The organism is Luteipulveratus halotolerans (assembly GCF_001247745.1).
In the GTDB taxonomy this organism is placed as follows: Bacteria; Actinomycetota; Actinomycetes; order Actinomycetales; family Dermatophilaceae; genus Luteipulveratus; species Luteipulveratus halotolerans.
The window spans coordinates 2,512,012-2,533,106 of sequence record NZ_LAIR01000002.1; the positions used below are offsets into that span (position 1 = coordinate 2,512,012).

Annotated in this window: 22 protein-coding genes; 9 read left to right on the plus strand and 13 right to left on the minus strand. The window is 71.1% G+C overall.

Translation table 11 applies throughout. From position 1 onward, the window contains the following. Window positions 1-65: 65 nt before the first annotated feature. Complete coding sequence (locus tag VV01_RS12615; RefSeq protein WP_050670196.1) at window positions 66-452, minus strand: VOC family protein; 387 nt, start codon at window positions 450-452, stop codon at window positions 66-68. Window positions 453-526: 74 nt separating this feature from the next. Between VV01_RS12615 and VV01_RS12620 the strand changes: the two genes are divergently transcribed. From VV01_RS12620 to VV01_RS12630, 3 genes are read left to right on the plus strand one after another with little or no spacing between them, the layout of a single operon-like run. Beyond that, a complete protein-coding gene (locus tag VV01_RS12620) occupies window positions 527-1,414 on the plus strand; it encodes an AAA family ATPase (RefSeq protein ID WP_050670197.1) in 888 nt (295 codons plus the stop codon). Between the two features lie 49 nt (window positions 1,415-1,463). Continuing rightward, window positions 1,464-2,906 (plus strand): VWA domain-containing protein, encoded by a 1,443-nt coding sequence (locus tag VV01_RS24625; RefSeq protein WP_269431123.1) that lies wholly within the window; start codon window positions 1,464-1,466, stop codon window positions 2,904-2,906. A 37-nt stretch (window positions 2,907-2,943) separates the two neighbouring features. Next, on the plus strand, window positions 2,944-4,335 hold the full coding sequence (locus tag VV01_RS12630) for a hypothetical protein (protein WP_050670199.1): 1,392 nt from the start codon (window positions 2,944-2,946) through the stop codon (window positions 4,333-4,335). A gap of 15 nt (window positions 4,336-4,350) precedes the next feature. Here VV01_RS12630 and VV01_RS12635 read toward each other — a convergent pair whose 3' ends face one another. From VV01_RS12635 to VV01_RS12645, 3 genes are all read right to left on the minus strand, one after another. Further along, a complete protein-coding gene (locus VV01_RS12635) occupies window positions 4,351-5,763 on the minus strand; it encodes a serine/threonine-protein kinase (protein WP_050670200.1) in 1,413 nt (470 codons plus the stop codon). Next, window positions 5,756-6,226, minus strand: a complete 471-nt coding sequence (locus tag VV01_RS12640; protein WP_050670201.1) for a hypothetical protein — start codon at window positions 6,224-6,226, stop codon at window positions 5,756-5,758. Before VV01_RS12640 ends, VV01_RS12635 begins: the two co-directional genes overlap by 8 nt. 91 nt (window positions 6,227-6,317) lie before the next feature. Further along, entirely contained in the window at window positions 6,318-7,169 is an 852-nt protein-coding gene (locus tag VV01_RS12645; RefSeq protein WP_050670202.1) for an aldo/keto reductase, read from the minus strand. A 95-nt stretch (window positions 7,170-7,264) separates the two neighbouring features. On the opposite strand from VV01_RS12645, the gene VV01_RS12650 reads away from it, so the two are divergent. Further along, on the plus strand, window positions 7,265-9,040 hold the full coding sequence (locus tag VV01_RS12650) for an acetyl/propionyl/methylcrotonyl-CoA carboxylase subunit alpha (protein ID WP_050670203.1): 1,776 nt from the start codon (window positions 7,265-7,267) through the stop codon (window positions 9,038-9,040). A 49-nt stretch (window positions 9,041-9,089) separates the two neighbouring features. On the opposite strand, the gene VV01_RS12655 is transcribed toward VV01_RS12650, so the two are convergent. Both VV01_RS12655 and VV01_RS22365 read right to left on the minus strand, forming a co-directional pair. Beyond that, a complete protein-coding gene (locus VV01_RS12655) occupies window positions 9,090-9,719 on the minus strand; it encodes a TetR/AcrR family transcriptional regulator (RefSeq protein ID WP_050670204.1) in 630 nt (209 codons plus the stop codon). A gap of 137 nt (window positions 9,720-9,856) precedes the next feature. After that, on the minus strand, window positions 9,857-10,171 hold the full coding sequence (locus tag VV01_RS22365) for an antitoxin (RefSeq protein ID WP_071606373.1): 315 nt from the start codon (window positions 10,169-10,171) through the stop codon (window positions 9,857-9,859). Window positions 10,172-10,251: 80 nt separating this feature from the next. Between VV01_RS22365 and VV01_RS12665 the strand changes: the two genes are divergently transcribed. Continuing rightward, a complete protein-coding gene (locus VV01_RS12665) occupies window positions 10,252-10,509 on the plus strand; it encodes a hypothetical protein (protein ID WP_157508825.1) in 258 nt (85 codons plus the stop codon). A 57-nt stretch (window positions 10,510-10,566) separates the two neighbouring features. Here VV01_RS12665 and VV01_RS12670 read toward each other — a convergent pair whose 3' ends face one another. After that, the gene (locus VV01_RS12670) at window positions 10,567-11,970 is read right to left on the minus strand and encodes an NAD(P)H-quinone dehydrogenase (RefSeq protein ID WP_157508826.1); all 1,404 of its coding nucleotides are present in this window, start codon (window positions 11,968-11,970) and stop codon (window positions 10,567-10,569) included. Between the two features lie 79 nt (window positions 11,971-12,049). Between VV01_RS12670 and VV01_RS12675 the strand changes: the two genes are divergently transcribed. From VV01_RS12675 to VV01_RS12685, 3 genes are read left to right on the plus strand one after another with little or no spacing between them, the layout of a single operon-like run. Beyond that, complete coding sequence (locus VV01_RS12675) at window positions 12,050-12,898, plus strand: purine-nucleoside phosphorylase (RefSeq protein ID WP_050671908.1); 849 nt, start codon at window positions 12,050-12,052, stop codon at window positions 12,896-12,898. Then, the gene (locus VV01_RS12680) at window positions 12,895-14,553 is read left to right on the plus strand and encodes a phospho-sugar mutase (protein WP_050670206.1); all 1,659 of its coding nucleotides are present in this window, start codon (window positions 12,895-12,897) and stop codon (window positions 14,551-14,553) included. Before VV01_RS12675 ends, VV01_RS12680 begins: the two co-directional genes overlap by 4 nt. Further along, complete coding sequence (locus VV01_RS12685; protein ID WP_050670207.1) at window positions 14,550-15,212, plus strand: pyrimidine 5'-nucleotidase; 663 nt, start codon at window positions 14,550-14,552, stop codon at window positions 15,210-15,212. Before VV01_RS12680 ends, VV01_RS12685 begins: the two co-directional genes overlap by 4 nt. Here the strand turns inward: VV01_RS12685 and VV01_RS12690 are convergent. The 4 genes from VV01_RS12690 to VV01_RS12705 all read right to left on the minus strand — a co-directional run bounded on the left by VV01_RS12690 (window position 15,169) and on the right by VV01_RS12705 (window position 18,439). Then, on the minus strand, window positions 15,169-16,131 hold the full coding sequence (locus tag VV01_RS12690; RefSeq protein WP_082220958.1) for a DMT family transporter: 963 nt from the start codon (window positions 16,129-16,131) through the stop codon (window positions 15,169-15,171). The two genes, VV01_RS12685 and VV01_RS12690, sit on opposite strands and share 44 nt — an antisense overlap. Before the next feature lie 409 nt (window positions 16,132-16,540). Beyond that, on the minus strand, window positions 16,541-17,131 hold the full coding sequence (locus VV01_RS12695; RefSeq protein WP_050670208.1) for an energy-coupling factor transporter transmembrane component T family protein: 591 nt from the start codon (window positions 17,129-17,131) through the stop codon (window positions 16,541-16,543). Between the two features lie 28 nt (window positions 17,132-17,159). After that, the gene (locus VV01_RS12700) at window positions 17,160-17,846 is read right to left on the minus strand and encodes an energy-coupling factor ABC transporter ATP-binding protein (RefSeq protein ID WP_050670209.1); all 687 of its coding nucleotides are present in this window, start codon (window positions 17,844-17,846) and stop codon (window positions 17,160-17,162) included. Continuing rightward, window positions 17,843-18,439: a biotin transporter BioY gene (locus VV01_RS12705; RefSeq protein ID WP_050670210.1), complete on the minus strand. Its 597-nt coding sequence runs from the start codon at window positions 18,437-18,439 to the stop codon at window positions 17,843-17,845. Before VV01_RS12705 ends, VV01_RS12700 begins: the two co-directional genes overlap by 4 nt. Before the next feature lie 109 nt (window positions 18,440-18,548). On the opposite strand from VV01_RS12705, the gene VV01_RS12710 reads away from it, so the two are divergent. Next, window positions 18,549-19,094, plus strand: a complete 546-nt coding sequence (locus VV01_RS12710; protein ID WP_050670211.1) for a TetR/AcrR family transcriptional regulator C-terminal domain-containing protein — start codon at window positions 18,549-18,551, stop codon at window positions 19,092-19,094. Between the two features lie 123 nt (window positions 19,095-19,217). Here the strand turns inward: VV01_RS12710 and VV01_RS12715 are convergent, their stop codons facing one another. Beyond that, a complete protein-coding gene (locus tag VV01_RS12715) occupies window positions 19,218-20,051 on the minus strand; it encodes an ATP-binding cassette domain-containing protein (protein ID WP_050670212.1) in 834 nt (277 codons plus the stop codon). After that, on the minus strand, window positions 20,048-21,094 hold the full coding sequence (locus VV01_RS12720) for an ABC transporter permease (protein WP_050670213.1): 1,047 nt from the start codon (window positions 21,092-21,094) through the stop codon (window positions 20,048-20,050). Before VV01_RS12720 ends, VV01_RS12715 begins: the two co-directional genes overlap by 4 nt. Between the last annotated feature and the right edge of the window lies 1 nt (window position 21,095).

Here is a 21,095-nt window from a genome sequence, read left to right on the forward strand (position 1 = left end):
CACCGCGGGAGACATGGCTCCCGCTGCGACCTCCACGTTCAGCGACGTGGATCCGCCCGGCTGGGTCAGTCGGTGTCGATGTACAGGCAGAAGGGGTGGCCCGCCGGGTCGAGCATGACCCGGACATCGTCCTGCGGCTGGAAGTCGGCCAGCTCGGCCCCGAGACGCAGGGCGTCGGCCACGGCCGGCTCGAGCTCGCGCACACCGATGTCGAGGTGCAGCATCATGCCCTGCGTGCCGGGCTGCCCCGGCCAGGTCGGCCGCTCGTAGTGCTCCTCGGTCTGGAACGCCAGGTTGGCGTGGGACCCCGGGATACCCATCGCCACGAAGTCGGGGTCGTCGCCGACGAGCTCCCACCCGAGCAGGTCGCGGTAGAACGCCGTGAGCGTCCGCGCGTCCGGTGCTCCCAGCACCGTGCCGATCCACCCGCTCAACCCACGGATCCCAGCCATCCCCCGACCTTGGCACGGTGTCGCGCCTCGGACCACCGGCGTACGCAGGTCCCGACCTGCGCGAGGATGGGCGCATGAGTGTCGAGCACGAGCCCACGTTCACCTCGGTCGAGCAGGCGCAGTCGGCGCTGGCCGAGGTCGGCTACCTCGCCTCGTCCGCGATCGCGACGACCGCCTTCCTCGCCGACACGCTGGGCAAGCCGCTGCTCGTCGAAGGCCCGGCCGGTGTCGGCAAGACCGAGCTCGCCAAGGCCATCAGCCGCGCGAGCGGGGCCGAGCTCGTGCGCCTGCAGTGCTACGAGGGCGTCGACGAGGCGCGCGCGCTCTACGAGTGGAACCACGCCAAGCAGCTGCTGCGCATCACCGCCGAGCGCGACGCCGCCTGGGACGAGGTGCGCTCGGACATCTTCGCCGAGGAGTTCCTGCTCGCCCGACCGCTGCTCAAGGCTGTCCGCAGCGAGAAGCCCGTCGTGCTCCTGGTCGACGAGCTCGACAAGGCCGACGAGGAGATGGAGGGGCTGCTGCTGGAGATCCTGTCCGACTTCCAGGTGACCGTCCCCGAGCTCGGCACCATCACCGCGCGCACTCAGCCGTTCGTCGTCCTCACCTCCAACGCCACCCGCGAGCTGTCCGAGGCCTTGCGCCGGCGCTGCCTGTTCCTGCACGTCGACTACCCCGACGCCGACCTCGAGGAGCGCATCGTCCAGCTGCAGGCGCCCGAGCTGTCCGACGCCCTGAGCACGTCCGTCGTGCGCGTCGTCCGAGCGCTGCGCGACCTCAACCTGCGCAAGGCGCCTTCGATCGCCGAGACCGTCGACTGGGCCCGCACGCTGGTCGCGCTCGGCGCCGACGAGCTCGAGCCCGAGCTGGTCCGCAGCAGCCTCGGCGTCATCCTCAAGCACCAGGACGACATCACCACCGCCGCCAACACGCTCGACCTCGACCGTGCCCTCGCCGGCTGAGTCCGCTGCTCCCCCAGCGGTTTCCGCGCTGTCTCGACGCCTTGTCGAGGTGGCGACGTCGCTGCGCAGCCACGGCGTCAAGGTCGGTACGAGCGAGGTCGCCGATGCGGGCAAGGTGATCGGGGCGCTCGGCCTCGACGACCGCGAGACGTTGCGCGAGGGCCTGGCCAGCGCCTTCCTGCGCCGAGCCGGTCAGCGCAGCGTGTTCGACGAGGTCTTCGACATCTACTTCCCCGCCGGTGTCGGGTCGCGCTCCGGTACGCCGACCGGTGCCGACGACGAGTCCGCGTCACCTCGCGAGCGCGCGGACGGCGTACGAGACCTGCTCATGGAGGCGCTCGCGCGCGACGACCGGGCCGAGCTCGACCGTCTCGCGGCGCTCGCCCTGGACCGGCTCGGTGAGCTCGAGCGTGAGGGTTCTGGTTGGTCGGCCGCACAGGCGCTCGACCGGCTCGCCCCGCAGACCGCGATCGCCGGTGCCCTGCAGCGCGCTCGCCAGCTCGGCGCCGAGGGCGACGGGTCGCAGGACGAAGGCGAGCAGGGCGGCGGCAGCGGCACCCAGGGCTCGGGCGGCGGAGGCGGCTCGGGAGCCGGGTCGGGCGGCGTACGCGAACAGCTCACCGACCGCATCGAGCGCGACGAGATGCGTTCTCGCGTGGCGGCTTTCAGACGTCGGGTCGAGACCGAGGCGCGCCGGCGCAACTCCGAGCTGCGCGGCACCGACCGCATCGCGAAGTACGCCGTGCAGGACGCGTTCGACAAGCGTGACTTCCTCGCGCCGGGCGGGGGCGAGCTCGCCGAGATGCGCGCCGCCATCAACCCGCTCGCCCGCAAGCTCGCGGCCCGGCTGACCGCCCGACGGCGACAGCAGACGCGCGGCACGATCGACGTACGCAAGACCCTGCGCCGCTCACTCACCACCGGCGGCGTGCCGATCGACCCCGCGTACGCACACCGCCGCCCGCACCGGCCGGACCTGGTGCTGCTGTGCGACGTGAGCGGTTCGGTGGCCGGGTTCAGCGGATTCACGATGGCGCTGATGCAGGCGATCTCCGCACAGTTCAACAAGATTCGCGTGTTCGCATTCGTCAGCACCACCGACGAGATCACCGACCTCGTGCGAGCGGCCGGGCCCGAGGACGACGTCGTCAGCACCGCACTGCGCACCCGCAAGGTGCTCGGCTGGGGTGCGAGCAGCTCGTACGGCCAGTCGCTCGACAGCTTCGCCGCGAAGTTCATCGACGCCGTCGGGCCCCGCAGCACCGTGCTGATCCTCGGCGACGCCCGCTCCAACTACGGCCTCCCCCGCCTCGAGACGCTGCGGACGATCCGCGACCAGGCCCGCCAGGTCGCCTGGCTCAATCCTGAGCCCGTCTCGTCGTGGGGCACGGGCGACTCACTGGCCAAGGAGTACGCCCGTGTCGTCGACATGCACGAGTGCCGCAACATCGACCAGCTGCGCGCCTTCGTCAGCCGCGCCCTGCCCGTCTGAGCCGCGACCGATCCAGCGGTCAGCCATACTGGCGCCCGTGCGTGCCCGACTCCTTGCCGTCCTGACCACCTGCCTGCTGGGGTGTGCCGTCGTCGTCGGTGCACCGATGGCCGAGGCTGAGCCCGTCGCCTCGCCGACAGCCGACGCGCCGGCTGACTCAGCAGACGACGCAGGTTTCACGGTGCGCGGCCAGCAGCTCGACCTGCGGACCTCGTTGGGTTCGGCGCCGCAGGTGGAGCCCGGCCTCTACCGCGCGACGCTGCCGGCCGGGAAGTCGACGACCTACGCCAAGATCCAGCGACGCCCGGGCGAGACCCTCAACGTCGCGGTCAGCGGCGCGGCGCTCGAGCCCGGCAAGCCGTACTTCGCGACGGCCGATCACAGGCTCGCCGCCGACTTCGTGATCCCGTCCGAGTACGGCACGCCGACCACCTGCGGACGCTCGTCCTCATCGGCCGGCACCTACCTCTCCTCCGGCGACGCGTTCGGAGTGCTGACAGCGACCAACACCGCAGAGGGCGCCAAGACGCCGCGGACGATCGCCCCCAACGACGAGTGCTACCAGGCGACCACGCTCTACATCGAGATCTCCCGCGAGGCGCCGCCCGCGGCCGGTGCGATGCCGGTCGAGATCCAGGTGACGCGCGAGCCCAAGATCACCGGGACGCCGGACCAGCCCGTGACCAAGGCCGACCTCGCCAAGCTGCAGACGCTGCCCAAGGACGACGACGTCGTCGTTGCACCCGGTCGCGGCTACAGCGACGCTCCCGAGCTCAAGCCCGACGGCACCACGCGGCTGGACGTGCGGCTCGGCGAGACCTACTTCTACAAGGTCCGCGTCGGCTGGGGACAGCGCCTGGGTGCCTCGCTCGACGTGCCCGGACGGGCCGCTCCGAAAGCCCCCCAGGTCGACACCGAGGTCAGCCTCGGCCTGCGCAACCCGATGCGCCAGGGCGTCGGATCGACCACGTCGTCGCAGTCCGCTCAGCAACCGGGCGACGACACCGCCATCACCCCCGATGTCGCCGAGGTCTCGACAGCGCCCGTGCGGTGGGCCAACCGCTCCGTGGACAGCACGCTCTACGGCGACATCTCCTCCGACTCGGCACAGGCCACCACCGCCGCGGGCTGGTACTACGTGGTCGTCCGCGCCGACCCGTCCGACTCAGCCGAGACCAAGACCGGGGTGGCGCCGTACCGCACCCAGCTGACCGTCCAGGTGACCGGCACGGCAGGCTCCGGGCCGACGTTCGTCGACGCCAGCAACCAGGCGATGCCCGCGCCCAAGCCAGGCGAGCTCAGCATCGGCGGACAGGACGGCGGTTCGGGCTCGTCCCTGCCGTGGGCACGCATCGGTGGCGGCATCGCGGCGGCACTGCTCGCCGCGCTCGCCGTGGCCTGGGCACTGCGCGCGCGACGGAACGCCTGACCGCTGGTCGGCCGGTCAGCCGGCGGGCTCTGCCCAGCGGTAGCCGCCGTCCTTGAACACGCACTCCAGCCGGTGACCGCTGTTGTCACCCTCGAACGAGCCCACGTCGGGCCAGGCGCACGACCCGCCTTGCACGGCCTTGCCCGGTGACTGGGTCTCACCGCCGTCGCTGCCGGCCCACGGAGCCCACACGAGGAGCCCGATCACCAGCAGGGCGAGCAGTGGCGCGGCGATCAGCACGGCCAGCGGGCCCTTCGACGCGGCCGCTTTCGGGCCGCCCGCGGGCTGTGCCCCGTACGGGCGCGAGCCGACCGTGTGCGCGGTCGAGGCGGCGTACGAGGGCAGCCCACCCGGTCCGGCGTACGCCGGTGCCGCACCGGTCGGGGCTGCGTACGCCGCGGGCGCGGGTCGGGTGCCGTCGACGGGCTGGCGTCGGGTGTCGGCAGGTGACTGGGGCGCGGTCGCACCGGCGCCTGCAGGCGCGCTCGCCCCGGTCGTCGCATCGCGCAGGCCCATGGGCCGTGCGGTCGGGGTGGTGCCGACGCCCGTCGGGTCGGCCTGCTCGCCCGGACGCAGGAACTCACCCTCGCTCACACCGCGCAGCTCGGGCATCTGCCGGAAGACCTCGACGTCGTCCTGGTCGCGCCAGGCGAGCTCGGGGGCCGCAAGCACCCGAAGGGCCTCGTGCGCGGTCGATGGGCGACCGGTCGGGTCAGGGTCGGCGAGCCGGATCAAAAGGTCCCACAGCACGGCGGGCGTGCCTTCGGGGCGCGGCGGCAGGTCGAGGCGCTCCGAACGCATCTGCGGACGCGGTCGGTGCCCCGTAAGCATCTGGAACCCGACCATGCCCGCGGCGTACAGGTCAGACCGCGGGTCGGGGTCGGCGCCGCGCAGCTGTTCGGGCGCGAGGTAGCCCGGCGTACCCATGACCACCGACAGTGAGGTGAGGCGCGGCGCGTCGACCGCGACGGCCACACCGAAGTCGGTGAGCCACAGGTGCGGGCGGCCGGTGCCGGTGGCGTCGAGCAGCAGGTTGGCGGGCTTGATGTCACGGTGCACGACGCCGGTGTCGTGGACGCCCGCCAGCGCGCTCAGCATCTGACGCATCAGCTCGGCGGCGTACGACGCGGGCAGTGGGCCGAAGTCGCCGACCAGTGTGGAGACGGAGCCGCCCTCGACGATCGGCATCGTGAACAGCACCTTGTCGTCCTCACCGGCCCAGCCCAGCGGTGTGACGACGTGCGGGTGGTGGATGCGCATGCCCTGCTCGCGCATGAAGCGCAGCAACGAGCCGGCGTCGGACTGGCGCAGGACCTTGGCGGCGATGATGCGGTCGCGCTTGAGGTCGCGGACGCGCCACACGGCTCCCATCCCGCCCTCGCCGATCATGTCGATCAGCTCGTAGCGGCCGGCGAACACCTCACCCACGTCGACTCCTTCCTGCGGCCCGAGCCAGGATCTGGGCGAGCTCGGCAGAGATGGGTTCGACCGCGTGCGCCGCAGCGGCGAGCTGCTCGGCTGACGCGGCGGCGCGCAGCCCTCCCAGCAGTGACGCGCCGTCGCTGAGCGTAGACGCTCCGGACAGGGGTGCCTGGGCCGCCCGTACCTGCGCGAGCCGCTGCTCCAGCACGTCACGGTCTGCCGGGACGCCGGAGTCGACGAGATCGATGAGGGCCCGCAGGCGTACGACGACGGCCGGGTTGCCGATCTTGACCCGCCGGGCGCTCGCCAGCTGGGACAGCATCGGCGCGGACAGCCCGAGCAGCTCGGCCATGCGGGCCTGCGTGATGCCGAGGCCTGCGACGAGCCGGCGCAGGAGCGGGCCGAGAGGTTCGCCGTAGAGCTGAGCCTGCTGCGCCTGGTTGCGCGCGATCTCGGCGTGGTCGTCCACGGGGCTCCTTCGGCATGAACAGCGTCGCCGGCCCCGCCGAGGCGGCGGGACCGGCGATCAGCCTACGGGCTGGCAGGCGCTGGGACGGGGCTCAGGCGTCGAACGTCGCCGGGTCCGGGCCCAGACGCGTGCCGGCGTCCAGACCGGCGATGGCCGACAGGTCCTCGTCGTCCAGCTCGAAGCCCAGGACGTCGAAGTTCGCGGCGATGCGCTCCGGCGTGACCGACTTCGGGATGACGACGTTGCCGATCTGCAGGTGCCAGCGCAGGATCACCTGGGCCGGCGCACGACCGGCCTTCTGGGCGATCTCGGCGATCACGGGGTCGGCGAGCAGCTCGCCACCCTGGGCCAGCGGGCTCCACGCCTCGGTGTGGATCCCGTTCGCGGCGTGGAACTCGCGCAGCTGTGCCTGCTGCAGCAGCGGGTGCAGCTCGATCTGGTTGACGGCCGGGAACTCGCCGAGCTCGTCGTACACCCGCTGCAGGTGGTCGACGTTGAAGTTGCACACGCCGACGGCGCGGACGCGGCCGTCCTCACGCAGCTGCTGCAGCGCGCGGTAGGTGTCGACGTAGGCGTTCAGGTCGGGCCGCGGCCAGTGGATGAGGTAGAGGTCGGGTGCGGAGCCGAGCTTGTCGACGGAGGCGTCGAACGCCGCGAGCGTGGCGTCGTACCCCTGGTCGGCGTTCCACGCCTTCGTCGTGACGAAGACGTCCTCACGCGCGACGTCGGACTCGGCCAGCGCGCGGCCGACACCGCGCTCGTTGCCGTAGATCGCCGCCGTGTCGATGCTGCGGTAGCCCGTCTCGAGTGCGGTCCTCACCGCCGGCGTCGCCTCGTCGTCCGGCACCTGCCAGACGCCGAAGCCGAGCTGGGGCATCTCGACGGAGGCCGCGCCGGCTCGGAGGGAGACCGTGGGGACAGTGGTCGTGGCTGAATCGGTCATACCAAGGGCAAACTCCTCACCGCGGCGAGTTATGCCCCGGCGTCGGGTGTGACGCCCGACTCAGCAGTACGCGCGCGGGCCGCTAGAGTCCGGCCATGGAGTCACTGCACAAAGTCCTCATCGCCAACCGGGGTGAGATCGCTGTTCGCATCGCCCGCGCCTGCACCGACGCGGGCATCGCCTCGGTCGCGGTCTACGCCGAGCCCGACCGTGACGCGCTGCACGTCAAGGTCGCCGACGAGGCGTACGCCCTGGGCGGCCAGACGCCGGCGGACTCCTACCTGCTGCAGGACAAGCTGATCGAGGTGGCCCAGCAGTCCGGTGCGGACTCCGTGCACCCCGGCTACGGCTTCCTGGCCGAGAACGCCGAGTTCGCGCAGAAGGTCATCGACGCCGGCCTGGTGTGGATCGGCCCCTCCCCCGAGGCGATCGACGCCCTCGGTGACAAGGCCAAGGCCAAGCACATCGCCGTCAAGGCCGACGCCCCGCTCGCGCCGGGCACCAAGGACCCGGTCTCCGGCGCCGACGAGGTCGTCGCGCTCGCCGAGGAGTTCGGGCTACCCATCGCGATCAAGGCGGTGTACGGCGGCGGCGGGCGCGGCCTGAAGGTCGCCCGCACCATCGAGGAGATCCCCGACCTGTACGAGTCCGCGGTGCGTGAGGCCGTCACCGCGTTCGGTCGTGGCGAGTGCCTGGTCGAGAAGTTCCTCGACAAGCCGCGCCACGTCGAGACCCAGTGCCTGGCCGACGCCCACGGCAACGTCGTGGTCGTCTCCACCCGCGACTGCTCGTTGCAGCGCCGCAACCAGAAGCTCGTCGAGGAGGCCCCCGCGCCGTTCCTCACCGACGAGCAGCACGCCGAGCTCGTCCGCGCGTCCAAGGCGATCCTGCGCGAGGCCGGCTACGTCGGCGCCGGCACCTGCGAATACCTCGTCGCCCAGGACGGCACGATCTCCTTCCTCGAGGTCAACACCCGTCTGCAGGTCGAGCACCCGGTCTCCGAAGAGGTCACCGGCATCGACCTGGTCCGTGAGCAGCTGCGCATCGCCGCCGGCGAAGAGCTCGGCTACGACGACCCCGAGCCGCAGGCCCACTCCATCGAGTTCCGCATCAACGGCGAGGACGCCGGCCGCGGCTTCCTGCCCGCACCGGGCACGGTCACGCGTCTGGTCGTGCCGTCCGGTCCGGGTGTTCGTTGGGACGCCGGTCTGGTCGAGGGCGACACGGTCGCCGGCGCGTTCGACTCGATGATCGCCAAGCTCATCGTCACCGGCCGCACCCGTGAGCAGGCGTTGCAGCGATCCCGCCGTGCGCTCGCCGAGCTCGAGATCGACGGCATGCCCACGGTCACCCCGTTCCACCGTGCGGTCGTGTCCGACCCGGCGTTCGCGCCCGAGGGCGACGCGCCCTTCACCGTCCACACGCGCTGGATCGAGACCGAGTTCGACAACCAGATCGCCCCGTACGCCGGTGCCGTGGGCGCCGACGGCGAGGAGCCCACTCCTCGGCAGAGCCTGGTCGTCGAGGTCGGCGGCAAGCGTCTGGAGGTCTCCCTGCCGGGTGACCTCCAGCTCGGTGGCGGTGGCGGCGGCCCCGCCAAGAAGAAGGCCCCCAAGCGCAGCCGTTCGGGCGGCGGCGGTGCTGCGGCCTCGGGCGACTCCCTCACCGCACCCATGCAGGGCACCATCGTCAAGATCGCGGTCGAGGACGGCGCGAGCGTCGAGGTCGGCGACACGGTCCTGGTGCTGGAGGCCATGAAGATGGAGCAGCCCATCACCGCCCACAAGGCCGGCGTCGTCAGCGGGCTCACCGCACAGATCGGCCAGACCGTCACGGCTGGCAGCGTCCTCGCCGACATCAAGGACGCCTGAGCGGCTCACCGATGCGGGCGTCCCGAGCGAGAGCTCGGGGCGCCCGTCGTCAGTGTTCGGGCAGCTCCATGTCGGCGAGGCCGTGCACGACCAGCATCAACGTCTCGCGCAGGTAGTCGTCGCGGACGGCGTGCTCCTGGACGAGCGCGCTGATCAGCACACCTTCGAGGCTGGCCACGATCGCCTCGGCGCGCATCCGCGGCTGCGTCTTGTGACCGCGCTCGACGATGCCCTGAACCACGTCGACCATGTGCGCGCGCCACGGCTGGAACGCCGTCCGCAGCGACGGCGTACGGATCATCTCCAGGCCGAGCTCGGCCATGCAGATCAGGCCCGCCGGGAAGCGCAGCCACCCGCTCAGCAGCTCGACCGCGGCATCGATCGCCGGGTCGGCACCGGCCTCCTCGTCGGGCTCGGGCAGCACCGCACCCATGGCCTCGATCTGGTCACTCAGGTTGCCGGCGACATAACGGCTCAGGGCTGTGAGCAGCGCAAGGCGGGTCCGGAACGACACCGAGCAGGTGCCCTCGGGCACCTCGGCCTGCCGGTCGACGGCGCGGTGCGTGAGCCCGCGCAGCCCCGACTCGCCGACCACCTGCACGGCCGCCGTGAGCAGCTGCTCCTGCCGCGCCGTGAACGGCTCGACCTGCGTGGTCTCGGTCGTCCCGCCTGCCGTCATGCTGATGGATCCCTCTCGTCGCCGAAGCTGCCACCGGCCGCACCGGGCCGGCGGGTCATCCTCGCAGACCCGTGGACATGCCGCACGGCGCGCGAAACCGTAGCGGTTTCGCGCGCCGTGCGGTCGGTGCGTCGTGCTCAGCCCGCGGCCGGCGGCTGCTGACCCTGCTGAGGCGCCTGACCGCCCTGCGGCTGCTGGCCCTGCGGCTGCTGCGGGGCCTGCTGGCCCTGGGGCTGCTGTCCCTGCTGGGGAGCCTGGCCCTGCGGGGCACCCTCCTTGGGGATGCCGAGCTGGCCACCCACCGCGTCACCGGCCTGGTCGACCTTGTCGCGGTACTTGCCGCCGGTCTTGCTGTCGACGACGTCCTCGACCTTGTCGATCGCCTGACGTGCCTTGTCGGGTTTCTTCGAAGCCCACTGCTTGGCCTTGTTGACCAGATCCGAGATCGCCATGCCTGCCTCCTGAGTGACGAGTTGGTGTCGACCTCCCACGCTATCCGAGAAGGCCGGCCGTGCACCCGTACAGTGACGCCGTGACCACTGCCACACCCGTTCTGACCAGCCTGGCCGCCGCATCCTCCTCCGACGCGGGCAGCAAGATCCTCGGCGCCGGACTCCTGGTCGTGCTCGCCGCAGTGGTGCTGATGATCATCTGGTGGGCCCGGCCGCGCCTGCGCGAGCAGCGCCACAAGGCCTGGGAGAAGGCCGGTCTCCTGCCCGAGCAGCTCGAGCCCGAGGGCACCGCACAGCGACGGTCCGACGACGGCTCGACGCGCGACCCGCTCGACTGACCACCGTCGCACGACTGACCCCCGTCGTACGACGGGTGCCGCGGCCGCTGCGGCAGGTCAGACCTCGAGCGGGTGCAGGCGGCGAGCCGCCTCGGCGATCGACCCGGTCATCGACGGGTAGACCGAGAACGTGCTCGCGAGCTGGTCGACCGTCAGCTGGTTCTGCACGGCCAGGCCGATCGAGTAGATCAGCTCCGACGCCTGCGGAGCGACGACCACTCCGCCGATCACGGTGTTGCTGCCCGGGCGGGCGAACAGCTTGACGAAGCCGTCGCGGATGTTGCGCATCTTGGCGCGCGGGTTGGTCGACAGCGGCAGCGTGACGACCTGCGCCTCGACCCGACCCTCCTCGACGTCGGTCTGCGAGTAGCCGACGGTCGCGATCTCGGGGTCGGTGAAGATGTTGGCGCAGACGCCCCGCAGGTTGAGCGGTGCTACCGCGTCACCCAGGGCGTGGGCGACGGCGATGCGACCCTGCATGGCCGCGACCGACGCCAGCGGCAGGACACCGGTGCAGTCGCCCGCCGCGTAGATGCTCTGTGCCGACGTGCGCGAGACGCGGTCGACGACGATGTGGCCCGACGGTGTGAGCTCGACGCCCGCCTCCTCCAGGCCCATGTCCTTCGTACGCGGGATGGAGCCGACCGCGAACAGCGCGTGCGAGCCGTGCACCTCACGGCCGTCCTCGAGGGTCACGACGACGCCGTCGCCCTCGCGACGGGCGGCCTGGGCGCGGGAGCGGTTGAGGACCTTCATGCCACGGCGCCGGAAGACGTTCTCGATCACGGTCGCGGCGTCGGCGTCCTCACCGGGCAGCACCCGGTCGCGCGACGACACGAGCGTGACCTCGCAGCCGAGGCCGAGATAGGCGTGCGCGAGCTCGGCACCGGTCACACCGGACCCGACGACGATCAGGTGCTCGGGGAGCGCCTTGAGGTCGTAGATCTGCTGCCAGGTCAGGATGCGCTCGCCGTCGGGCACGGCCGTGTCGAGGACGCGCGGGCTGGTGCCGGTCGAGACGAGGATCGTGTCAGCGGTGAACGTGCGCGTGCCGCCGTCGACCAGGTCGGCCGTCACCTCGTGGGCGCCGGTGATGCGACCGGTGCCGCGCACGACACGGACGCCGACGGACTCCAGCTGGGCCTGGATGTCGCGGCTCTGCGCGGCGGCGAGATCCATGATGCGGCTGTTGACCTGCACGAGGTTGGCCTCGGCGTGCTGGTCATCGTCGGTGCCCTCGAAGCCGACACCGAGGCGGCCGGCGGACTCGAACCGCGACAGGAAGTCGGCGGTCGCGATCAGCGCCTTGCTGGGCACGCAGTCGGTGAGCACCGCGGCGCCACCGACGCCGTCACGGTCGATGACGGTCACCTCGGCACCGAGCTGGGCGGCCACCAGAGCCGACTCGTAGCCGCCGGGGCCACCCCCGATGATCACCATCGACTTCTGACGCGCACTCACGGGCTATATCCAACCATTCGCGGTCAAACTCGCCGGTATCGCGGGGTGAGACACCCTGGCCCGCGGTTAGCCTGTGCCGGTGAGCAACGAAGCCCTGGATCTCAACGATCCCGCGACTGATCCGTCCGACGTCGCCGCCGCTGCGGCCGCCGTGATCGCCGAGCGCAGTGGTGCAGATCACCACGACGTCGCCCTCGTGCTGGGGTCCGGCTGGGGTCAGACCGGTGACCTGATCGGCGAGACCGTCACCACCATCGACAACGCCGACGTCCCCGGCTTCGCCAAGGCGGCCGTCGCGGGCCACTCGGGCACCATGCGGTCGGTCCGCATCGGCGACACCGACCGCCGCGCCCTGGTCTACGGCACCCGCACCCACTACTACGAGGGCCGCGGGGTGCGCGCCGTCGTCCACGCCGTGCGTACGGCGGCCGCGGCCGGCTGCCGCACGATCGTGCTCACCAACGGCTGCGGCAGCATCAACCCCGCCTGGGCACCCGGTACGCCGGTGCTGATCCGCGACCACCTCAACCTCACGGCGGCTTCCCCCATCGAGGGTGCGACCTTCGTCGACCTCACCGACCTGTACTCCTCGCGACTGCGTGAGCTCGCCCGCACGGTCGACCCCGATCTCGACGAGGGCGTCTACGCGCAGTTCCGTGGGCCGCAGTACGAAACGCCTGCTGAGGTCCAGATGGCCAAGATCATCGGCGCCGACCTCGTCGGCATGTCGACCACCCTCGAGGCGATCGCCGCCCGCCAGGCCGGCCTGGAGCTGCTCGGCATCTCGCTCGTCACCAACCCTGCCGCAGGCACGTCCGACCAGGCGCTGTCGCACGACGAGGTCCTCGACGCCGGCAAGGCTGCGGCCGAACGCTGCGGCCGGCTGCTCGCGGCCGTCGTCCAGAAGATCGCGGTGAGCGAGGCGTGAGCACGGTCGACGTCCTCGACGAGGCGCGTGCCTGGATCGCCGACGACCCCGACGCCGCGACCCGAGCCGAGCTCGAGTCCGTGGTCGCCGCAGCCGAGTCCGGCGACGAGGCGGCCCGTGCCGACCTGCAGGACCGGTTCAGCGGACTGCTGGCGTTCGGCACCGCCGGCCTGCGCGGTGCGCTCGGCGCCGGCCCCAACCGCATGAACCGCGTCGTCGTCCAGCGTGCGGCAGCCGGCCTGACGGCGTACCTCCAGGAGACCGTCGGCAAGCGCGACGTCACGGTGGTCGTGGGATACGACGCCCGGCACAACTCCGACGTGTTCGCCCGCGACACCGCCGGCGTCGTCGTCGCGGCCGGCGGGCGGGCGATGGTGATGCCGCGTCCGCTGCCGACTCCGTTGCTGGCGTTCGCGATTCGCGAGCTCGGCTGCGACGCCGGCGTCATGGTGACCGCGTCGCACAACCCGCCTCAGGACAACGGCTACAAGGTCTACCTCGGCGACGGCTCGCAGATCGTGCCGCCGACCGACGGTGACATCAGCGACGCGATCGGCCGGTTCCCGACGGCGTCATCGGTGCAGGTGGCGACCGACGGCTGGGAGACGTTGTCCGACGAGATCGTCGACGCCTACGTCGCGGCGGCTTCCCAGGTCGTCGCTGCCGACAGCTCGCGTGACGTCTCGATCGTGCACACCTCACTGCACGGCGTCGGCAACGAGCTGCTCCAGAAGGCTTTCGTCGCAAGCGGATTCGCGGCTCCGACCACGGTCGACGAGCAGCGCGACCCCGACCCCGAGTTCCCGACGGTGTCGTTCCCCAACCCTGAGGAGCCGGGCGCCATCGACGCGGCCCTCGCGCTCGCCTCGCGCACCGACCCGGACATCGTCATCGCCAACGACCCCGACGCCGACCGGTGTGCGGTCGCGGTCCCGACGTCGGACGGCTGGCGGATGCTGCGCGGCGACGAGGTCGGCGCCCTGCTCGGTCACCATGCGCTCGCCTCCGCGCCGCGCGACGGTGTCGTCGCGTGCTCGATCGTCTCGTCGCAGCTGCTGCGCGCCATGGCGACCTCGACCGGCGTACGCCACGAGGAGACGCTGACCGGTTTCAAGTGGATCAGCCGCGTGCCGGGCCTGACCTACGGCTACGAGGAAGCCCTCGGCTACTGCGTCGCGCCCGAGCAGGTCCGCGACAAGGACGGCATCACCGCGGCCCTCGTGATCGCCGAGATGACAGCCGCACTGAAGGCCGACGGCCGCACCCTGCAGGACGTCCTCGACGACCTCGCGCGCGAGCACGGCGTCCACCAGACCGACTCCTTCTCCGTACGCGTCGACGACCTCTCCCTCATCGGCACCGTGATGGACCGGCTGCGTACGACCCCGCCGACTTCCGTTGCAGGACAGTCGGTCTCGCGCGCCGACGACCTCTCGGCCGAAGGCGGTGAGCTGCCCCCGACCGACGGGCTGCGCTACTACCTCGCCGACGGCACGCGCATCATCGTGCGCCCGAGCGGTACCGAGCCCAAGCTCAAGGTCTACTTCGAGGCCGTCGTGCCCGTGGAGGGCGACGACCTGGCGGACGCGCGCACCGAGGCGACCACGCGCCTGGCCGCCGTACGCACCGAGATGGAGCAGCTCACCACGCCGTGACACCCACCATCGAAACGTGGGTCTTCGACCTCGACAACACGCTGTACCCGCCCAGCACGGGTCTCGCCGACCAGATCGACGCGCACATCCACGCGTACGTCGGCGCACTCCTCGGAGTCGACGAGGCCGGTGCCCGCCGCGCCCAGCACGAGCTGCGCACGGAGCACGGTACGACGCTGCTCGGCCTGATGCGTACGCACGGAATCGACCCGGACGACTACCTCGCCTTCGAGGAGCGGCTCGACTACTCGGTGCTGTCGGTGTCGCCCCTGAGCAGTGCACTCGCAGCACTGCCCGGCCGCAAGATCGTCTTCACCAACGGCACCGAGCCCTATGCCCGGCGGGTGCTGCACCGGCTGGAACTGCACGACGCGTTCGACGCGGTCTTCGACCTGCGAGCAGCCGATCTGGTGCCCAAGCCGCACCGCGCGTGCTACGAGGCGTTCCTGTCCGCGTACGACATCGACGTGTCACGCTCGATCTTCTTCGACGACCTCGAGCGCAACCTGGTCGTGCCCCGCGCGCTCGGGATGCACACCGGTCTGGTCATGCCCGAGGAGCCTTCTGCCGCAACGCCGTTCGAGGTCCTCGACCGCGAGCCGCTGTCGCTGCGTGTCACTGACCTCGGGGCGACGTTGCAGCGACTGGCTGCGGCCTGACGCGGCGGCGGCTGACCAGCACGCCGGTGATGCACAGCACGCCACCGACCATCGCGAGCACCGTGGGCACCTCTCCCAAGAACACCCACGACATCACCACGGCGATGGCGGGCACGGCGAGTGACGCCGAGGCCGTACGCCCCGCGCTGGCTCGTGAGAGCGCGTACGCCCACAGGGTGAACGCGATGGCTGTCGGGAACACCCCGAGGTAGACCACAGCGGCGATCGCGCCGAAGGATGCGTCGCGCGCCTCGTCGACCGTCGCGGGCAGGAACGGCACGAGCACGGCCATGCCGATCGCGCACCCGACCCAGGTGGCCGACACCGGATCGACCGTGCGCAGGGCGACCTTCTGGGAGAGCACACCGGCGGCGTACAGCACGGCCGTGATCAGACCGAGTGCGACGCCCAGGCCGTCGCTGTGCGAGCCGACCCCACCGACCGCGATCAGCGCGACGCCGGCGAACGCGACGCCCACCCCGATGATGAGCGGTCGCGGAAACCCTTCTCCGAGAAGGAAACCCGCGGCAACCGCCACCAGGATGGGCGCGACGTTGACGAGCATGGCGGCCGTGCCCGCGTCGAGGTGGTGCTCGGCCGCGTTGAGGACGACGGTGTAGAGCGCGAACCACAGCACGCCGTAGAGCGCGACGAGCGCCAGGCCCCGGCCGCGAGGCAGCGGGCTCCGGTAGTACAGGCCGATCGCGCCGAGCGCGAGGGTGCCGACGACGAGCCGGCCGAAGGCGAGCGGGCCCGGCGAGAACGTGTCGCCCACTGCGCGGATCGCGATGAACGACGACGCCCAGAGCAGGAGGACGACGCCCACCGCCGCGGGGACGGCCCACGAAGGGCTCGGCGCCGAGGGTGTCTCGGCCGGTGTCGTACGACGGCCCACGGCCGCGTCCTGCTGCGTCGTCATGGCTCCAGCGTGACGGTCGCAGACAGTTCAGGACAAGCGAGAAATCGTCATCGCTTCTTCAGCACTGCTTACGTGTCGTCGACCCACCCGACCCGGTCGCCTGACGGGAACCCCGCCGGATGTCGGGCCTCTCGTCGGCCCACGGTCCGCACTCGACGACAGGTGGCGTTCTCGTGCCACTCAGGAGCCACTCCGCGGAGGGTTGCGGCACGAGGCCGGCTGGTCCGTGACCATGACCGCTGACGGCACGCGCACCCGAGCACCCGAACCAGCGCTCACGGGATAGGGCCCTCCGGAATGCCGGCCCGATCGACCGCCGCAGGTGGTCGCGGCATGCGCCACACGGCCCGGTGCGACGCACTGGGGGCCGGTCGGCTTGCGGCGGAGCCCGGCCGACAGACCACCGCGCTCAGAGGCCGCGCGCGGCCATTGCGTCGCCCACCTCGTCGGCCTCGCGCACCATCGTCACGACGACGGCCGGTACGACGACCGCCAGCCGTGGGCGTACACCTCGCCCGACCGCCGCCTCGCGCGCGCCCGACATCGCCGCGGCCACGCGCGGGACGCATCCGATCGTCAGCGCGAGGAGCAGCTCGACCCGATCACGCTGAATCCCGAATCGCCGCAACGGGATCGCGACCGCCGAGATGGTCCGCACCATCGCCGTGACCCTCGTCGTCATCATCACCAGGTTGGCGATCACGACGGCCACGACCAGCTGGCCGGCGACCTCGAGCGCGCGCACCGGCCCCTGCAGCCAGGTCTGGAACGCCACCAGCACCAGCGCGAACACCAGGATCGTGCGCATGCCGCGCCACAACAGCCGCAGCGAGAGCCCGGCCGAGACGTAGAGCGGCACGACCACGACGGCGATCGGCACGATCAGCCACCAGCGCGACACCACGCCCATCAGTGTGATCAGCACGAGGGTGGCCGCCAGCTTGGTCGACGGTGCGAGCCGGTGCAGCCACGAGTCACCCTCGACGTAGTAGCCCGTCATCGCGAAACCCTGTGCAGCACAACGTGATTCACGAGACGCGCGCTTCCATGAGGTCGTGGTAGAACGCCACCGACTCCCCCGGCACGCCGTCGTGCACGACCTGTCCGTCGTCGATCACGACGACGCGGTCGAAGTCGTCGAGCAGGTCCAGGTGATGGGTGAGCAGCACGACCTGCTGATCGAGCCCGGCGAGGGTGCGCCGCAGCCGCAGCTGGTTGTGCAGGTCGAGCAGCGTCGACGGCTCGTCGCACACCAGCACCTGCGGCTCACGCACCAGCACCGCGGCGAACGCCAGCATCTGCTTCTGCCCGCCCGAGAGCAGCTGCGCCGGATGGTCGCCGTAGCCCTCCAGCCCGTACGCCGACAGGGTCGCCTCGACGCGCGCGCTCACCTCGTCGGCGGTCAGGCCGTGGTCGCGCAGCGACAGCGCGATGTCCTCGGCGACGGTCGGCATCAGGATCTGCGCGGAGGCCTCGGAGAACATGAACCCGACCCGCCGCCGTACGGACCGCACGTCGTCGCGTACCGAGAGGCCGTCGACCCGGACGTCGCCGGCGTCGGGCGTGATCAGCCCGTTGAACGTGCGCGCCAGCGTCGACTTGCCCGAGCCGTTGGCACCGATGACACCGACGCGATGCTCGGCCAGCGTCAGGTCGATGCCCCGCAGCACCTCACGCTCACCCAGCCGGTGGCGTACGCCGCTGACCTCGATCACGCAGCGCCGACCCGCTCGCGCTCGGTGGACCGGCCCGGCGCACCGGTGATGGTCTCGATGGGCGGGTACGCCCGCACGACGGTCGTGGTGACCAGCGCGGCGATCACGCACTTGGCGAGGTCTCCGGGCAGGAACTGCACGGCGTTCTGGGCGACGGCGACCAGGCCGGAGTCGAGGCGCCAGGCGCAGTAGGGCACGCCGACCAGGTAGACGACGCCCATGCAGCCGATGACGGACGCGACGAACGGGCTGACCAGGTTGCGCCGGCCCCAACGCTGCACGAGCAGGCCGGTGAGGAACACACCCGGGATCGCGCCGAGCAGATAACCGCCGGACGGACCGGTGATGACGGCCATGCCGCCGTGGCCGCCCGCACCGATCGGCAGACCGGCGGCGAGCAGCAGGTCGAAGACGATCACGCTGAGCGCACCGCGCTTCGCACCGAGGATGCAGCCCGCGAGCATGAAGCCGAGCGTCTGGGCCGTGATCGGCACCGACCCGAAGAACGAGATGCCACCCGGCATCCCGAGGACAGCGACGAGCGCGGCGAACATCGCGACGAGCGCGAGGTCGCGCGGACTGAGCCTGGTCATGATCTCCTGCTCCTGCGGGTACGACGGTCGCCGCGGCTGCCGGGGCGGTGCCGGGGACCGTACTGAACGGCGTTCAGGATAGACATGACCCGTCGGTAAGGTGACATCCATGGCGATCCAGCGGCAGGACATCCTCGCGGCAGCGCAACGCATCCTGACCGCCCACGGGCTCGCCGACCTGACGATGCGACGGCTGGCCGCCGAGCTCGACGTGCAGGCGAGCGCGATCTACTGGCACATCCCCCACAAGCAGGCGCTGCTCGCCGAGGTCGCCGACGACCTGCTGGCCCGGGTGCCCGAGCCGTCGTCCCGACGCCGCTGGGACCGGCAGCTGCACCAGCTCGGCACCGACCTGCGTACGACACTGCTCGCCCAGCGCGACGGCGCCGAGGTGGTCGCCGCGAGCCGTGCGTCGTCACTCGACACGAGTCACCTCGGCAAGCGGGTCGTCGAGATCGTCGAGTCCGGCGGCCACACCCACGCGCACGCCGTGGCGTCGCGAGATGCGTTGCTGCACTTCGTGATCGGCTACACCTTCGACGAGCAGACCCACGCGGTCATGGCCGAGCACGGAGCGGCGCCGGCGCGGTTCGGCGACGCCGACGCGGCTTACACCGCGGCCCTCGACATCGTGATCGCCGGCATCCGCGCCTGACCCACCGCAGCGCCGGCCGAGCAGGGCGAGAACCCGGACACGTTCGTACGACAACGGTCTGGTCGGCACTCCATGCGGTGCCGGACAGACGGTTTTCGTACGAGGGGTGCGTGTCTCCCTGCTTCAGTCGGTCGGGCTCTCCATCTGACGGATCTCGTGGCTGAGCTCGGCCAGCTCGTCACCGCCTGCCATCTCGGCCGTCAGCTGGTCGAGCGTGAGGTCCTCGCGCTCCTCGTCGAGCGCGACCCGGCCGAGCTTGAGCACGAGGAAGTGGTTGCCGACGAGGTAGGCGTGGTGCGGGTTGTGGGTGATGAACACGACGCCGAGGCCGGCGTCGCGCGCCTTGACGATGTACTTCAGCACCACACCCGACTGCTTCACTCCCAGAGCGGCCGTGGGCTCGTCGAGGATGATCACCTTGGCGCCGAAGTAGATCGCGCGGGCGATGGCGATGCACTGGCGCTGACCACCCGACAGCGACGCGACCGGTCGGTCGAGGTCGGGGATGCTGATGCCCATCCGGGTGAGCTCCTCGCCGGTGACGCGCTCCATCTCCTTGCTGTCGAGCAGCCGCAGCGGACCCTTGCGCAGCTCGTTGCCGAGGAAGAAGTTGCGCCACACGGACATCAGCGGGGCGAGCGCGAGGTCCTGGTAGACCGTCGCAATGCCCGAGCCGAGCGCCTCACGCGGCGACCCGAAGTGCCGGGCCTCACCGCCGACGAACATCTGCCCGGCGTCGTAGTCGTGCAGCCCCGACATGATCTTGATCAGCGTGGACTTGCCGGCGCCGTTGTCGCCGAGCACACAGGTGACCTCGCCCTGGCGCACCGACAGGTTGATCTCGCGCAGGGCCGCGACGTTGCCGTAGGCCTTGCCGATGTCGACCAGCCGGACGACCTCGGTGGTCGGGCCGCTGTCGTCGGTGGGCAGCGTGTCATCCGTGACGGGAGTACTCATCGGGCGTCCGCCTTCTTCTTGACCCACAGGTTGACCAGCGTCGCGAGCACGAGCATCACGCCGAGGAACGTCTTGAACCAGTCGGGGTTCCAGCCGGCGTAGTTGATGCCGAGCTGGGTCATCGCGAAGATCAGCGCCCCGATCGAGGCACCGACCGCCGACCCGTAGCCGCCGGTCAGCAGGCAGCCGCCCACGACCGCAGCGATGATGAAGATGAACTCGTTGCCGACACCGTCACCGGACTGCACCGTGTTGAACTCGAACAGCAGGTGCATCCCGGCGAGCCAGGCGCAGAATCCGACGAACATGTAGAGCACGAGTCGTACGAGGTGCACGGGTACGCCGACCGCGCGCGCTGCGTCGGCGTCGCCACCGACCGCGAAGATCCAGTTGCCGAACCGTGTCTTGAGCAGGACGACCGCGGCGACGACCGTGATCACCAACCAGTAGACGACCGGCGCCTTGATGGCGACCGATCCGATCGAGGCCTCCCAGGCGAAGACGTGCTGGGCCGACTCGAAGCCCTGCATGTCGCTGATGTTGTTGGAGGCGACGTTGCCGGTGACGACCTTGGTCATGCCGAGGTTGACACCCTGCAGGATGAAGAACGTGCCGAGCGTGACCAGGAACGACGGCAGGCCGGTGCGGTTGAGCATCGTACCGTTGAAGGCGCCGATCGCCAGCGAGATCAGCAGGGCCAGCAGCACGGCGAACCACACGTGGAAGTTGAAGTACCAGGCCAGCAGGGATGCGGCCAGCCCCGCTGACGTGACAGCGACACCGGCCGACAGGTCGAACTCACCGCCCACCATCAGCAGCGCCACCGGCACCGCCATGATCCCGATGGTCGCGGCGCCGTAGAGGATCGTGCCCACGTTGTCGACGTTGCGGAACGCCGACGCCACGATCAGGAAGAACACGCACACGACGACGGCGCCGAGCAGCGCGCCGATCTCGGGCCGCCGGAGCAGCCGGACGCTGCCCGACCGGGGGGCGACGCGGTCGTCGACGGCCGCGGCCGGCGTACTGGCAGAGGTGCCCACG

Coding starts and splice junctions, on each gene's coding strand:
- VV01_RS12615 (WP_050670196.1), bottom strand. CDS start 452: ATGGCTGGGATCCGTGGGTTGAGCGGGTGGATCGGCACGGTGCTGGGA.
- VV01_RS12690 (WP_082220958.1), bottom strand. CDS start 16,131: ATGACGACGCAGCAGGACGCGGCCGTGGGCCGTCGTACGACACCGGCC.
- VV01_RS12655 (WP_050670204.1), bottom strand. CDS start 9,719: ATGACGGCAGGCGGGACGACCGAGACCACGCAGGTCGAGCCGTTCACG.
- VV01_RS12710 (WP_050670211.1), top strand. CDS start 18,549: ATGGCGATCCAGCGGCAGGACATCCTCGCGGCAGCGCAACGCATCCTG.
- VV01_RS12705 (WP_050670210.1), bottom strand. CDS start 18,439: ATGACCAGGCTCAGTCCGCGCGACCTCGCGCTCGTCGCGATGTTCGCC.
- VV01_RS12715 (WP_050670212.1), bottom strand. CDS start 20,051: ATGAGTACTCCCGTCACGGATGACACGCTGCCCACCGACGACAGCGGC.
- VV01_RS12620 (WP_050670197.1), top strand. CDS start 527: ATGAGTGTCGAGCACGAGCCCACGTTCACCTCGGTCGAGCAGGCGCAG.
- VV01_RS22365 (WP_071606373.1), bottom strand. CDS start 10,171: ATGGCGATCTCGGATCTGGTCAACAAGGCCAAGCAGTGGGCTTCGAAG.
- VV01_RS12695 (WP_050670208.1), bottom strand. CDS start 17,131: ATGACGGGCTACTACGTCGAGGGTGACTCGTGGCTGCACCGGCTCGCA.
- VV01_RS12645 (WP_050670202.1), bottom strand. CDS start 7,169: ATGACCGATTCAGCCACGACCACTGTCCCCACGGTCTCCCTCCGAGCC.
- VV01_RS12650 (WP_050670203.1), top strand. CDS start 7,265: ATGGAGTCACTGCACAAAGTCCTCATCGCCAACCGGGGTGAGATCGCT.